General features: G+C 72.7%; 12 protein-coding genes. 4 read left to right on the plus strand and 8 right to left on the minus strand.

Features of this window, described 5'->3' with window-relative positions; all coding sequences use genetic code 11:
• Positions 1 to 148 precede the first annotated feature (148 nt).
• Positions 149 to 826, minus strand: coding sequence for a ScbR family autoregulator-binding transcription factor (locus tag OG332_RS46515; protein WP_327411536.1), 678 nt, complete (start codon positions 824 to 826; stop codon positions 149 to 151).
• 179 nt (positions 827 to 1,005) lie between these two features.
• Positions 1,006 to 2,295: a cytochrome P450 family protein gene (locus tag OG332_RS46520; RefSeq protein WP_327411535.1), complete on the minus strand. Its 1,290-nt coding sequence runs from the start codon at positions 2,293 to 2,295 to the stop codon at positions 1,006 to 1,008.
• A gap of 460 nt (positions 2,296 to 2,755) precedes the next feature.
• On the opposite strand from OG332_RS46520, the gene OG332_RS46525 reads away from it, so the two are divergent.
• Positions 2,756 to 3,742: a ScbA/BarX family gamma-butyrolactone biosynthesis protein gene (locus OG332_RS46525; RefSeq protein ID WP_327411534.1), complete on the plus strand. Its 987-nt coding sequence runs from the start codon at positions 2,756 to 2,758 to the stop codon at positions 3,740 to 3,742.
• 55 nt (positions 3,743 to 3,797) lie between these two features.
• Here the strand turns inward: OG332_RS46525 and OG332_RS46530 are convergent, their stop codons facing one another.
• Positions 3,798 to 4,742, minus strand: coding sequence for an NAD-dependent epimerase/dehydratase family protein (locus tag OG332_RS46530; RefSeq protein WP_327411533.1), 945 nt, complete (start codon positions 4,740 to 4,742; stop codon positions 3,798 to 3,800).
• A 34-nt stretch (positions 4,743 to 4,776) separates the two neighbouring features.
• Here OG332_RS46530 and OG332_RS46535 point away from each other — a divergent pair, with 34 nt between their 5' ends.
• Positions 4,777 to 5,553, plus strand: coding sequence for an SDR family NAD(P)-dependent oxidoreductase (locus OG332_RS46535; protein ID WP_327411532.1), 777 nt, complete (start codon positions 4,777 to 4,779; stop codon positions 5,551 to 5,553).
• 216 nt (positions 5,554 to 5,769) lie between these two features.
• Positions 5,770 to 6,513, plus strand: coding sequence for a class I SAM-dependent methyltransferase (locus tag OG332_RS46540; protein ID WP_327411531.1), 744 nt, complete (start codon positions 5,770 to 5,772; stop codon positions 6,511 to 6,513).
• A 29-nt stretch (positions 6,514 to 6,542) separates the two neighbouring features.
• Here OG332_RS46540 and OG332_RS46545 read toward each other — a convergent pair whose 3' ends face one another.
• Positions 6,543 to 7,436 carry an aldo/keto reductase gene (locus OG332_RS46545; RefSeq protein WP_327411530.1) on the minus strand — a complete coding sequence of 298 codons (894 nt, stop codon included), beginning with the start codon at positions 7,434 to 7,436 and terminating at the stop codon, positions 6,543 to 6,545.
• Positions 7,437 to 7,449: 13 nt separating this feature from the next.
• A complete protein-coding gene (locus OG332_RS46550) occupies positions 7,450 to 8,388 on the minus strand; it encodes an NAD-dependent epimerase/dehydratase family protein (protein WP_327411529.1) in 939 nt (312 codons plus the stop codon).
• A gap of 70 nt (positions 8,389 to 8,458) precedes the next feature.
• Here OG332_RS46550 and OG332_RS46555 point away from each other — a divergent pair, with 70 nt between their 5' ends.
• Positions 8,459 to 9,370 carry a LysR family transcriptional regulator gene (locus OG332_RS46555; RefSeq protein ID WP_327411528.1) on the plus strand — a complete coding sequence of 304 codons (912 nt, stop codon included), beginning with the start codon at positions 8,459 to 8,461 and terminating at the stop codon, positions 9,368 to 9,370.
• A 67-nt stretch (positions 9,371 to 9,437) separates the two neighbouring features.
• On the opposite strand, the gene OG332_RS46560 is transcribed toward OG332_RS46555, so the two are convergent.
• The 3 genes from OG332_RS46560 to OG332_RS46570 all read right to left on the minus strand — a co-directional run bounded on the left by OG332_RS46560 (position 9,438) and on the right by OG332_RS46570 (position 13,369).
• Positions 9,438 to 10,220, minus strand: a complete 783-nt coding sequence (locus tag OG332_RS46560; protein WP_327411527.1) for a lysophospholipid acyltransferase family protein — start codon at positions 10,218 to 10,220, stop codon at positions 9,438 to 9,440.
• A gap of 168 nt (positions 10,221 to 10,388) precedes the next feature.
• Positions 10,389 to 11,822: a hypothetical protein gene (locus OG332_RS46565; protein WP_327411526.1), complete on the minus strand. Its 1,434-nt coding sequence runs from the start codon at positions 11,820 to 11,822 to the stop codon at positions 10,389 to 10,391.
• A gap of 65 nt (positions 11,823 to 11,887) precedes the next feature.
• Entirely contained in the window at positions 11,888 to 13,369 is a 1,482-nt protein-coding gene (locus OG332_RS46570; protein WP_327411525.1) for a lipase family protein, read from the minus strand.
• Between the last annotated feature and the right edge of the window lie 145 nt (positions 13,370 to 13,514).

Here is a 13,514-nt window from a genome sequence, read left to right on the forward strand (position 1 = left end):
ACAAGATCTTGTCGCCCACCGTCTGCGGCCGCACCGGAGCGCGGCTCGTGTCCTGCTGGAGCCGACACGCACCGACCCGCCCCGCGGCCGGACCTCCAGAGCCCTGTACCCCGCCCCGCCCGTCCTCACCGCGCCGGACGCGGCGGCCTCAGGGCAGCGCCGGTTCGGGTTCCTGCGCCGGGCCGCCGGTCGCGATCCCCATCTCCGCGGTCACCCGCCGCCCCCGGTCGGGGCCCATCTCCAGCCGCACGAGCACCGCCGGCGTGGCGATGCTCGGGTAGATGTGCTGGTAGACGGCGGCCACCCGCTGTTCGAGGTCCGTCCGGTCGTTGAGGGTCTGGGAGAAGATCTGGGCGCCCGTCCAGCAAGCGGACAGGATCCAGGCCGTCTCGGCGGGATCGACGTGCGGGAGCAGTTCGCCCTGCTCCTTCGCCTCGCAGAGCAGCGCGCGCGTGAACTCGATCCAGCCCGGCACGGATCCTCCGCCGAAGATGTCGCGCATGCCCGGGCCCAGGGAGAGCCGGGCCCCCGCGCTGAGCATCGGCTCGTGCTTCATGCGGTATGCCAACACCAGTGCGACATCGACGAGTTCCTGGAGCTTGCTCTCCCGGTGGGGCACCCCGCCCTCGGCGAACTGCTCCTCGAGCACCCCCTGGGCCAGCTCCTGCTTGGAGGAGAAGTGGAAGTAGAGGGCGCCCTTGGTGACCCCTGCCCGGGCGAGGATGTCGGCGATGGTGGCCGCGTCGTATCCGCGCTCGTCGAAGACCGCCGCCGCCGCTTCCAAGATCGCGCGACGCGTACGTACCGCACGCTCTTGCCGTGCCACGGTGCCTCCGTTGTCCAGGGGTTGTGCCTGCCGGACCCCCTGACAGGATCCGCCACCCCATCAAAACCAACCAGAAGGTCCGTATTTTAGTCAAGCACCTCTATCCAGCCGGGCATCACAATCCGTCACCTCTCCACCAAACCCCCACGCTCTCTTCCGCCACTTGCTTCCCCTCCGCCTCACCTACCCCGCTTCTCGGCCCCCAGCACCACCGGCAGCTCCTGCAGTCCGTTGGAGATGAACGAGGCCACCCGCGGCAGCTCCCCGCCCTCCGCGGCCGCCGCCACGGGCTCCGGAAACCTCTCGAAGAACCGCTGCACGGCGATCGCGCACTCGGTCCGTGCCAGGGTCGCGCCCAGGCAGTAGTGCGTCCCGAAGCCGAAGGAGAGGTGCTGTCCGCGGGTCGCGCGCGTGACGTCGAACCGCTCCGCCTGCGCCCCGTGCAGCCGGGGATCCCGCCCGACCGAGCCGAACGACACCAGGATCGGGTCCCCTTGCGGGATCACCACCCCCTCGCCCATGTCGATGTCCTCCACCGCGAACCGCAGCAGCCCGTACGAGGCCGGCGGCTCGATGCGCAGCGCCTCCTCGACCACGTCCTCCCAGGAGGCGAGCCCCTCGCGCACCAGCTTCAACTGGTCCGGGTGGCACAGCAGTTCGTGCAGGGCCGTGCAGATGAGGTTGACGGTGGTCTCGTACCCGGCCGTGAAGAGCAGGATCAGGTTGTCGACCAGCTCCTTCTCGCTGAGCCGCACCCCGTCCTCCTCGCCGCCCGAGTCCCGGGCGGCGATCAGCACGCTGGTGATGTCGTCGCCCGGGTGCGCCCGCCGGTACGCGACCACTTCGGCCATGGTCACGTCCATGTCCACGGCGTTCTGCTGTGCGGCCTCGACCGTGATCGTCGTGTCGAAGAAGCCCCTGATGATCTTGTGCAGGGGTGCCCACGACCGCTCCGGGATCCCGAACAGCTCGAAGACCATCCGGGTCGGCAGTTCGTGCGCGAACTCCGCCCGCAGATCGACCACTCGGCCCGGCGGCAGCGCGGCCAGACCGTCCAGCAGCCCGTCCACGACCTCCTCGATCCTCGGCCTCAGGGCGGCGACGCGCCGCGAGGCGAACGCGGCGGCGACCGGCTTGCGCAGGCGCGTGTGCTCCTCGCCGTAGGCGGTGATCATGTTCTGCACCGAGACCCAGATCGCCAGCGGCCACTCGGCGCCGACCTCTCCGTCGATCCACGCCGGCCAGTGCCGGTAGGCGTCCTTCGACACCCTCGGATCCACCAGCAGCCTGCGTATGTCGGCGTGCCGGTTGACGGCCCAGCCGGTCACCCCGCCGGGCAGCAGCACCTGCGTCGCCGGCGCCTGCTCCCGGATGCGCGCCGCCTCGGCGTGCACGTCCGCTCCGGAGAGGTCGATCGCTATGGGGCACTGACGGGTCATCTGACGGCTCTCCCGGATGGTGGCGAACATCGGTCACAGGGTGCAGCGAGCTGCCGACACCCTGCGTTCAGAAACCATCCATCCGGTTCTTTTGGTGACCGGCGGCGGCCCCGATTCTGGCATTGCTGCACCCCGCCTGCCAATGGTTTGCAAGGCATGCCCTGCCGCATGACGTTCACTCAAGAACGACTCGCGCGCCACTCGTTGAACAACACGTGACGAGGCCCCGCCGGACCGGCGCATATGACCGGAAGGCCCTCTCCCACTTGGGCTGTGATCCCTCACGTCACGGCCGACGGCCGCCATCCTGATATTCGCTGGTCGACGTCACGGCGCCCCCGCGCCACCCTCTGCGACCGCACCCGCCGCCGGCGCACGAGCGACATCCACTCTCCTTCCGCACCTTGCAAACAAAACCGGAGAGTACGTATCTTGCGTCTCGCGTACGCACCCCGTCCCATCCGTCAAACGGCTCTGCGGGAGAGGTCCCATGACCATGCTGACGATCCGGAACAACGCTCCCGTCCTCCCGCTCCGGGGAGCGGCAGACCCCTGGACGCGCTGCAACGAGGCCCCGGTACTGACCACCACGGTGCCCAGGGAGTACGTCCACCGCAGCTCACTCGCCGAGGTCTTCCTCACCGGCTGCGACCGCACCGGCGACGACACCTTCTCCCTCACCGGGCAGTGGCCCCGCGCCCACACCTTCTTCACCAGCGCCGACGGCGGCGGCCACGACCCGGTACAAGCCGGCGAGACCGTCAGACAGACGGGGCTCTACCTCTGCCACGCCGTCTACGGAGTTCCCCTCGGCCACAACGTCCTCCTCTGGAGCCTGGACTTCACCTCCCGCCCCGAACAGATGCGCATAGGCCGCGGCCCGAGCGAACTCGACATGACCGCCACGTGCACGGACTTCACCTGGAAGGGCAGCCGCTTCTCCGGCTTCCTCCAGGTCGACATCCACCGCAACGGCGAACTCGCCGCCTCCGGCACCGCCCGCTTCACCTGCGTCGCCCCCGCCACCTACCGCCGGCTGCGCGGCGACCGCGGCCACGCCGGCTCAGCGCGTCCGCTGCCGCGCCGTACGCCCGTGCCCGCCGCCTCCGCCGGCCGGCTGGCCCCCTTCGACGTGGTCCTCGCACCCGCCGACCGCCCCGGCCGCTGGCTGCTGAACCCCGACCTCGACCACCCGATCCTCTTCGAGCACGCGAACGACCACCACCCCGGCATGGTCCTGGTCGAGGCCGCCCGCCAAGCCGCCTGCGGGCTCCACCGCCCCGGCACGTTCACCCCCACCGGCCTGTCCACCGAGTTCCACCAGTACGCCGAACTGGACGCCCCCTGCCGGGTGGACGCCACCCTCGTCGCACCCGGCCGCGTCGAGGTCACCGGCCACCAGATGGGCCGCACCGTGTTCACCTCGACGGTCACCGGCGCAGCCCAGGACCGGCCCGGCCCGCACCCTGTGCCGTGAGACCCGCACCCTGTGCGGTGACACCCGCACCCACCGCCCACCGACCCCCTCCGGGTCAGCGGCGACGCATCCGCTCCTCGCCGCGGTACCAGCCGGCGTACTGACCGAACGCCTGCGAGAACCGCGCCCCCGGGGACGCCGCCAGCTGCCCCCACAACCGCCCGCTGTCGTACCAGTGGTCCACCGCGAACAGCGACACCTGCCGCCGCACCACCGGATCCGGACCCTCCGGGCCCCCCAGCAACTCCAGGGCCCCGGACAGGTCCACCTCCCCCCGCGGCAGCGGCAGCCCCAGCTCCCGCGCCACCGTCCCCACGAGCTCCCGCGCGGTCACCGGCTCGGGATGACCCGCATGCAGCACACCCCTGACGCCCTCCTCCCGTACGGCCAACTCCGCGATCGCACCCGCCAGCGCGTCCACCGACACCACGGACATCCGGGCCCGCCCGCCGTCCACCCAGTACGGCAACCGCGCGAGCAGCCGCACCAGCGACGGCACCACCCAGCGGTCCCCCCGCCCGTACACCAGATGGGGCCGCACCACCGCCCCGCCCGCCGCCAGCACCATCCGCTCACCGACGAGCCGGGTCACACTGGTCACCGACTCCGGCTCCTCGGCGAGCTCCCCTTCCACCGCACCCCGGTGCGCCCCGTCCCGGTACACGGCAGCCGTCCCCAACTGCACGATCCGCCGCACCCCGGCCCGCTCCGCCTCGGCCAGCAGCGCCCGCGTCCCTTCCGCGTTGACGGCCCGGCACTCCTGTTCCGTGCCCCCGATCCGCGCCGCGAGATGCAGCACGGTGGCGACACCGTCACACAGCCCGCGCAGCGACCCGGAGCGCACGAGATCCCCCCGTACGCCTTCCACGCCCACTCCTGACGGCACATCGGCCCGGTGCGCCAACACCCGTACGGGCACGCCCTCCTGCACCAGACGCTCCACCACCGCGGAACCCACAAATCCGGTGGCGCCGGTCACCAGCACGACTCTTGCGGTCATCACGCCCTCCATCCCCTCGTGTTACGGTCGCGCGATGACCCGGGAGACCAGCAACTCTTTGATGGCGGGCAAATCGGCGCTGATCACGGGCGCGAGCGCGGGCATCGGCGCGGCCGCCGCACGCGTATTCTGCCGCGAAGGCGCCTCGGTGACCCTGGTGGCCCGCCGCGAACCCCAACTCGCCGCGCTCACACGGGAATTGTGTGCCGCCGGCCACCAGGCCCAGTACGTGGTCGCCGACGTCTCCCGCACCGAGGACGTGGCCCGCGCCGTCGCGGCGGCCGTGGCCGCGTACGGCCGCCTCGACGCGGCCTTCAACAACGCCGGCATCGGCGCGACCCCCCAGCCGATGCACCTGCTGGACGAGGACGCGTACGACACCGTGATGGACACCAACGTCCGCGGCGTCTGGAACTGCATGCGCCACGAGATCCGCGCCATGCTCGCGGGCGGCGGCGGCTCGATCGTGAACAACAGCAGCACCGCCGGCCTGGTCGCCACCCCGGTGACGGCGACCTACATCGCGTCGAAACACGCGGTCCTGGGCCTCACCAAGGCCGCCGCGTGCGAATACGCCGCCCAGGGAATCCGCGTCAACGCCATCGCCCCCGGCTCCACCCGCAGCGAGATGATCGACGACTGGCTCCGGCAGAACCCCGCGATGGAAGAGGTCCTCCTCCAGTCGGCCCCCCTCCCGCGCATGGCGAGCCCCGCGGAAATCGCAGAGGCGGCCGCCTGGCTCTGCAGCGACCGCGCGTCCTTCGTCCTGGGCACCACCTTGTCGGTCGACGGCGGCTGGACAACGCGCTAGCGGCCGGGACGCGGGGGAGAGGGCGGCCTCGGCGACCTCGGCCAGAGCCCGCACCCGTACACGACGCCGGGACGATGCCCGGATCTTTGTAGCTTCAGCCAGTACGACCGCCTGCCGCGACCCGTAGAGACTGCCAGCCAGAAGCCGCGGCCCGCCCCGCAGTCGGGAGGCGGGGACCGCGGCCAAGGGGCATGCCGAAACGGGGAGTACACCACCATGAGCGCACAGCAGCAGTACGACGAGATCGGTGAGGCATACGAGGGGTTCAAGGCCCTGCCGCTGGAGCAGTACGTGGTGGTACCCAGCTTCCTGGCCCTGGCCGGGGACGTACGCGGCAAGTCCGTCCTCGACCTCGCCTGCGGCACCGGCTTCTACAGCAGGGAGTTCAAGCGGCGCGGCGCCGCCGGGGTCCTCGGCATCGACGTCTCCGGTGAAATGGTCTCCGTGGCACAGCAGTTGGAAGAGCACGACCCGCTGGGTGTGCGCTACGAGGTCGCTGACGTGACCGAACTACGGCCCCTTGCGCAGCGCTTCGACGTAGGCCTTGCGGTCCAACTGCTCAACTACGCAACGGACATCGCCACCACGGAGCGGATGTGCCGCAACGCGCACCGGAGCCTGAAGCCCGGCGGCGAGTTCTTCCTGCTCAACCAGTCGCCCGACTTCCGCTTCGGCGGGCCGACCCCCGAGAAGTACGGGTTCCTCTCCGTGCTGACCGGCGAGGAGGCCGAGACCGGGCCGCAAGTGCGGACCACGGCGCTGCTCGACCAGCCGGTCTCCTTCGTCGCCAACCGCCCGCGCCGCGAGGTCTACGAGAAGAGCCTGCACGCGGCCGGATTCAGCGAGCTGACCTGGGTCCCGCTGACGGTGACGGAGGCCGGCGTGCGCGAGTTCGGTGCGGACCACTGGGCGGACTTCCACGCCAACCCCCCGCTGGAGATGCTGCGCTGCCGCGCCTGACACCCCACACCCCGCACCCGTGACCCGCCTCAGCCCGGCAGGCCGCCCTCGAGCAGCGCCAGCTCCTGCGCGCTCAGCGTGAGCTCCGCGGCCTTGGCCGAGTCGGTGATGGAGAGCGGGCGACTGGCGCCCGGTACCGGGATCACGGCCGGGGAGCGGGCGAGCAGCCAGGCCAGGGCGACCTGCTGCGGGCTGACCCCGCGCCCGGCCGCGACACGGTGGAAGGCGGTGGCGACGGAGGCGGGGCCGGCGGGGCCCAAGGGGCCGTCCAGCGAGCTGCGGGAGATGCCACCCAGTGGGCTCCAGGGCAGGAACGCCAGACCCAGCCGGGTGCTCAGCCGCAGCTCGGGCTCACTGTCGCGGACGGCGGGCGAGTACCGGTTCTGTACGCAGGCGAGTCCGCCGCCGAGGATCTGATGCGCCTGGCGGATCTGGGCGGTGGTGACGTTGGAGATACCCGCGGCGCGGATCGTGCCGGCGTCGAGCAGCTCGCGCAGCGCGCCGACGGACTCCGCCCAGGGCACGGCCGGGTCCGGCTTGTGCAGCTGGTACAGGCCGATCGCGTCGACACCCAGACGCGTGGCGGAGGCCTCGGCGGCCCGCTTCAGGTGGGCGGGGGCGGCGGTGACGGTCCAGCTGCCGTCGCCGGGGCGGCCCCGGCCGCCCTTGGTGGCCACCAGCACACCGGAGGTGTCGCCGCCGTAGCGGGCCAAAGCGCGGGCGATCAGCAGCTCGTTGTGGCCCGCCTCACCGGCGTGCCAGTGGTAGCTGTCGGCGGTGTCGATGAGCGTGACGCCGGCGTCGAGGGCGGCGTGGACCGTGGCGATGGCCCGCCTCTCGTCCGGGCGGTTCTCGATCGACAGCGGCATGGCACCCAGGCCGATGGCGCCGACGGCAGTGTGGGCGATGGTGCGGTACTGCATGGCAGCTCGATCCTCAGAAGGTGGGTGACGGCTCCGCGGCGAGGGCTTCGGCGACGGCGCCGGGCAGCCAGTCGATGGTGCGGGAGAAGGGAAACCCCAGCCCCTTCGCGCGCGCATTGCTCATGGCGTAGTGACGGTCGAAGGAGAACGCCGAAGCCTCCCCGCCCGCAGCGACGCTCCGGTAGACCGGCTCCCGGCCCGCCTGCACGGCGACGATCGCGGCGAAACCGTACACATCGAGCGGGCCGTCGGAACACGCGTTGACCGCACCGGTGAAGCCGGCCGTGGCCGCCCACAGCAGCAGCTCCGCCAACTCCTCGTAGTGGATGAAGACCGTGGGCAGCGCCCTCGCGTGCACGGCGATCTCCTCACCCCCGGCGATGCGCCCCGCATAGTGCGCCAGCCGGCCGGTGAACTCCTGCGCGCCGCCGCCGAGCACGTGGGCGCTGCGCACACTGGCGAACCCGAAGCCGCCGGCGCGGGCGAACACGGCCTCCGCCTGGCGCTTGCCCTCGGCGTAGTGCGCCTCCAGGTACGCGCCGTCGTGCCAGGGAAGGTCCATGGCCACCGGCCAGGCGGCCGGGTCCACGCTCTCCTCCGGCACCGGCGTGCCCGCAGGCACGGCCGGCAGCGCGGCGGTCGCGGGGTCGTAGACCTCGATCGTGGAGGTCATGACGTAGCGCCGGGTACGGCCGGCGAAGACACGGGCGGCGACGGCGGCCTGCACCGGGGTGTAGCAGACCTGGTCCACCACCACGTCGAAGGTGCGGGAGCCGACCGCGGCTGTCAGGGCGGCCTCGTCGTTCCGGTCCGCGACGAGGTGCTCCACGCCTGCGGGCGGCGACGCGGAGCCGCGGTTGATCACCGTGACCCGGTGCCCCGCACCCTGCAGGCGCTGCACCAGGAGCCTTCCGAAGTACCGGCTTCCGCCGATGACGCAGATCCTTTGCATACCCCCATCCTGGAGACCTATCGTCATCAGCAGAAGTCCTGACCTACTGGGTACGCATTAAGGAAAACTGTTGATCGATGTGCAACGGCTGCGCGTCCTGCGGGCGGTGGCGGAGCACGGCAGCTTCAACCGGGCGGCCACGGCCCTGCGCCTCACCCCCTCGGCCGTCTCCCAGCACATGGCCGCCCTGGAGCGCAGCCTCGGCACCCGGGTCGTCGCCCGCAGCACCCGCGGCGTCACCCTCACCAGGGCCGGCCAGATCATGGTCGGCGCCGCCGAATCCGTCGCCGCGGAGCTCGAACACGCACAACAGCAGGTCGCCCGGCTCGGCACCGGCCGTACCCGACTCACCGTCGCCACCTTCACCAGCGGCGGCAGACTCCTGCTGCCCCCCGCTCTCACCCGGCTCACGGCAACCCATCCCGACACCGTGCTCCACATCAGGGAGGGCGAACCCGAGGACACCCTGCCGCTCGTCCGCCAGGGCGCCGTGGACCTCGCCCTCGCCTACCACTTCGACGCCCCGCTACCCCTCGGGCCGGGCGCCGGCTCCAGCCTGCAGTGGACGCCGCTCCTGGAAGACCCCCTGCACGTCGTCCTGCCTCAAGGGCACCGACTCGCCGGCCGCGACGCCCTCGACCTCGCCGAACTGGCAGCCGAACCCTGGGTGCTCGGCTGCCTGAAGACCGAGGCGTACCTGCGCCGCTACGCCGAGCGCGCCGGCTTCGATCCGCACGTGCGCGGGACCACCACCGACTACTTCTTCGCCCGCTCGCTCGTTGCCGCAGGGACGGGAATCTCCCTGATCCCCTCCATCGCGCTCGCCCCGCACATCCCGGGCCTGTGCACCGTCCCGGTCACGCCGCCGGCGCCGATCCGCTACATCGGCGTCGCCGCGCTCAGCCGTGGCGACCGCCCCCACCTCACGACGCTCATCGACGCCCTCCGCGAGCAGGCGATCCGGCAGCACACGGGGAGTTGACCCCGCCACGGGGCCGGCCCGGCCCGCCGGCCCGTCGGCCGCACCGCGCCGCGGCCGCACCCCGTACTCAGTCGAACAGGTGCTCCCGGTCGGCCAGTTCGCGGTCGATCAGCTCCTGGACGGCGGTACGCGTGGTCTCGCTCAGCCCCCGGGCGGCGTCCCGGCGGGCGGCCAGGCCGTCGGGACGGGCCGGCGCCGGGATCGGTTCCCCGATGATGATCGTCCAGTTGGACGGCAGCGGGAACGGCGTGGTGACCGGGAAGTACGGCACGCCGAGCAGCCGGGCAAGAGTCGGCACCTCGCCGAGCTTGGGGCACGCCTCCTCCGCGCCGACGATCCCGACGGGCACCACCGGGGCACCCGAGCGGATGGCGGCGACCGCGAAGCCGGGGCTGAAGGGCCGCAGCCGGTACCGCTCGGTGAACGGTTTCTCCAGACCCGCGATGCCCTCCGGGTACACCCCGACGAGCTGCCCCGCGTTGAGGTGCTCGACACCGGCCGTCGGACCGATCGGCAGCGCGCCGTTACGGCGCGCGTGCCGCCCCAGGATGGGAGTGCGGAAGACGAACGGAGCCGCGAGGAAGCGCACGCGCCGGTCCAGCGCCCTGCCCAGGACCTTGTCCAGGACGAACGCGTCGAGGCCCCAGGCCCCGGAGTGATTGACGGCGATCACCGCCGGGCCCTGCGCGGGGATGTTCTCCAGGCCGAGCGCGACCACCCGGAAGTAGTCGTCGACGAGCCAGTCGAGGAGGCGGTCCCACGCCACACCGCCGGCTTCGCCGAGCAGCCTTCTGGCGGAGCCCAGTTCCGCCCCGGTCGCCCTGATCATCTCGACCACGCTGTCCCTCACGCCCGGACCTCACTCTCACGTCGCACCTCGGGCCGACTCACTGCCGGCGAGACGGTGTTCCGCCCCTTCAACGGCCGTGAGCCCTGCTGATCACGGCTGACCGGGACGGAAACCGCCCCATGTCCTCCGTTCGAGGGCCGGGGCGGGAGCGGCCCCCGTGTACGGCGCTCAGTCCGCCAGCCACCCCGCGGCACGCCGGACGTCGGAGGCCGCCCTCGAACACCGGTCGGCGTGCGCGAGGAGGACCATGCGGAACCGTTCGCCCGCCTCGCTCCCGCTCCAGCCGGTGTCGGCGGCGCACGCGGAGAGGCTCTGGGCATGCCGGTCCAGCCGGTCCGCGCCGACCCGCCCCCGCGCCCCGTACGCGCCGAGCGGCGCGGCCACGGCCACGGCGCGGGAATCGGCGGTGTCCGTCGGGCAGTCCACCGCGAACCGCGCATGGGGAACCACAGGGCGCACCGCGCCGGCGACTTGGCGGACGACCTCCCGGCCGACGCGCGCGGCGAACCCTGCGACGGCGCAGCCGGACGGGTTCCCGCACAGCGCCCACGCCGGATCCGTACGCTCGCCCTCCACGCGCCGCCCCAACAGCGCCGGGTCGTACAGGATTTCTTCCCCGGCTCCGATCGCCAGGCCCTGCGCGCGCAACGGTGCGCGTACCGGATACACCACGGCGGTCAGCGCAGGGTGCTGCTCCAGGGCCCGGCCCATGGCGCGGTCCGCGGCCCGGTCGGTCGCCTCCCCGGCCGACGGCGCCGTCCCCGTGGCATCGGCACGCGTTCCGGAGGCGTCCGCGTCCGCGGCGAGCAGGGCCAGGGCGTTCAGCGCCGGTACGCCGGTGGCCGCCGACACCATGGCCAGCGCGTGCGCGACGGCCTGGTGCGGCTCCGGCCCGCCCCGGCCGCCCGCGGCCAGCCGGCCGGCCAGGCAGCCGGGTTCGGGGTCGGCCAGGTACGGTGCCATCCGCCGTCGTACGACCGCCGCCCGCGCCCCGTACGCACGCCCGCCCGCCGCGTCCGCCGCCGCCGAGACCATCTCGCTCAGCAGGGTGTCCTCGGCGGCCTCGGAGCCCAGTACGACGTACCGGCTCAGCCGCAGCATGACGGCCTCCCAGCGGTCCCGGTCCAGGGTGCCGTCCTCCCGCCGGGCACCGGTCACCGCAGCGAGGTGCTCGGCCACCTGGGCGCTCAGCCCGCCGGCGCCGCCCTGCGCCGCCGCCTCCCGCGCGCCCGCCGGCACCACGTGCGGCGACAGCCCGTACCGGCGCCCGTCGGCCGCGAGACCGGACGGGGTACCCAGCGCCCCGGCGCCGTCGGCACGGGCCAGCAGGCTCTCGGCATCCGCCCGGGTCAGCGGTACGAGGAAGGCCCCGAAGGGTGTGCGCAGCCGCACCGGGCGCCCGTCCCGGCCGCTCCTCAGATGTGCCATCAGCCGGCTCGTCAGCCCGTCGAGGGTCAGCGCGTCCAGACCGAGCGTGCGCGCGGGCAGGTCCGCCCACGGCATCCGCCGGGCCACCAGCGCGGTGCTGAACAGCAGGTTCTCCAGGGGCCAGGCCGTCTCGGGCCGCGCCGCCGCCGTGGCCGGGCCGTCGGCATGGGTCATCGGTCGCTCTCCCTCGTGGGTTACGTGGTCACGTGCTCGCTCGTCACGCGCTCGCCGGTCACTCGTCACTTGTCACGCAGCATGTACGGCTGGTTTCCGACGATTACGCCGTCGTAGGCCCTGATCAGTTCGTTCACCCGGTCCCGGTGGTGCGCCATCTCCCCGCGCAGGCTGTCGGAGTACGCCTGCGGCGCGTGCGACAGCGGATAGTCGTAGGACTCGTCGAGCCAGGTCAGTTCGACCCAGCCGGCGGGGATGTCGTTGGGAGAGGCGGGCCCGCGCCCGTCGAGCATGGGGATCACGTCGTGCTTGTTGACCAGACTGATCACCTGGGTGGTGTGGTCGGCCGGGCGCTTGTTGTCGATGGGGGAGCCGAGCGTGACCACGTGGGTGATCCGGTGGGCGGACGCCAGCTCCACGTCCATCGCCAGGTTCATCGCCGTCAGTCCGCCCAGGCTGTGCCCGACGAACATCAGCTCCGACCCGGCTGGCACCCCCGCCCGCTGCAGCAGCTTCCGTGCCGCGCGCGTGTACGTCGTGTCGGAGCGCAGGAACCCGTCGAACGCGCCGATCAGGTCCTGCGGGGTGCTGTTGCTCGGCAGGACGAAGCTCGTACCGGGCAGCAGCAGCACGTACCTGACGCGGCCGTCGGCGCACTCGACGCGCCGCAGCAGCACCAGACCGTGGTTGCCGAGCGCACCGATGTCGTTGATGTAGCTGACGATGTCGTTGCGGGACGTCGTCAGGACCTTCGCGAGGATCGAGTCCGCCTCGGTCCGCTCCGCCCGCCCGGGGCCGGGGTTGAGGCGGGCGAGCAGCGAACTGGGCAGTCCGAGGAAGGGATCCGTGGTCGGCACCCCGCCGGCGAGCGTCACCCAGGAGAAGCCGTCGTTGACCGGGTTCTCGTCGAGCAGCCCCAGCAGCGCCAGCAGCTCCATGATCACCGGGCTGACGGTCGTCAGGGCGCGCGTCACGCCCAGCCGCTCGACCAGTGCGTGCAGCGCCCGCAGCGCCTCCCACCGGTTGCCCTCCACCATGGCGTCGGTGAGCCGCCTCGCCAGTGCCGAGCCGAGGTTCGGGTGCTCCACCACCGCGGCCTCGATGCGCAGCGCGAAGGCGTCCACGGCCATGGAGACCGCGGCCGGTCGGCGGTAGGTCACGCTCCCCGCCATCCGGGCCAGCTCCCCGGCGAGCCCGCCGTTCGGACCGAACCCGAGCCCCGAAGGGCTGGTCAGCGCCCTGGCGCACGACACCGCCGTGCCGAGCGCCCACCCGGGACGGCTCAGGGCGGCCAGCCCGAACCGCCAGCTGCTGAGCGCCCCGGTCAGTTCCGCACCGGCCCGCTTCGCGGCGAGGGCCGCATCCGCCAGCAGCACGGATGCCGCGACCAGGAGTTCCGTGTCGGGTCCCGCCGCCACGGGCCCGCCTGCCCCGGGGACGGCGCCGGGCCCGTCGGCGGCCGGCCTGCTCTGCCCCGGAATCGGCTGAGCCGCTTCATCGGCCACCTGAGGCGCCACGGTCTGCGGTGCCACGGTCTGCGGTGTCACGGTCCTCCCTCTCGTCCCTGTGCGGTGTTCGCCGCGCCGCCCCCTTTCGCCGGGCATGCTGGCACCGAAAGCGATCCACTGCGCGCACGCGTCAGGCCGCGGGCAGGCGCGATCCGCCCCCGGGCCAACGCCGCAGGGCGCTCGG

This window comes from Streptomyces sp. NBC_01233 (assembly GCF_035989305.1).
Taxonomy (GTDB): domain Bacteria; phylum Actinomycetota; class Actinomycetes; order Streptomycetales; family Streptomycetaceae; genus Streptomyces.

Excerpts from the sequence above, each read along its gene's own strand:
- OG332_RS46520 (WP_327411535.1), bottom strand. The coding sequence starts at position 2,295 with ATGTTCGCCACCATCCGGGAGAGCCGTCAGATGACCCGTCAGTGCCCC.
- OG332_RS46525 (WP_327411534.1), top strand. The coding sequence starts at position 2,756 with ATGACCATGCTGACGATCCGGAACAACGCTCCCGTCCTCCCGCTCCGG.
- OG332_RS46530 (WP_327411533.1), bottom strand. The coding sequence starts at position 4,742 with ATGACCGCAAGAGTCGTGCTGGTGACCGGCGCCACCGGATTTGTGGGT.
- OG332_RS46535 (WP_327411532.1), top strand. The coding sequence starts at position 4,777 with ATGACCCGGGAGACCAGCAACTCTTTGATGGCGGGCAAATCGGCGCTG.
- OG332_RS46540 (WP_327411531.1), top strand. The coding sequence starts at position 5,770 with ATGAGCGCACAGCAGCAGTACGACGAGATCGGTGAGGCATACGAGGGG.
- OG332_RS46545 (WP_327411530.1), bottom strand. The coding sequence starts at position 7,436 with ATGCAGTACCGCACCATCGCCCACACTGCCGTCGGCGCCATCGGCCTG.
- OG332_RS46550 (WP_327411529.1), bottom strand. The coding sequence starts at position 8,388 with ATGCAAAGGATCTGCGTCATCGGCGGAAGCCGGTACTTCGGAAGGCTC.
- OG332_RS46565 (WP_327411526.1), bottom strand. The coding sequence starts at position 11,822 with ATGACCCATGCCGACGGCCCGGCCACGGCGGCGGCGCGGCCCGAGACG.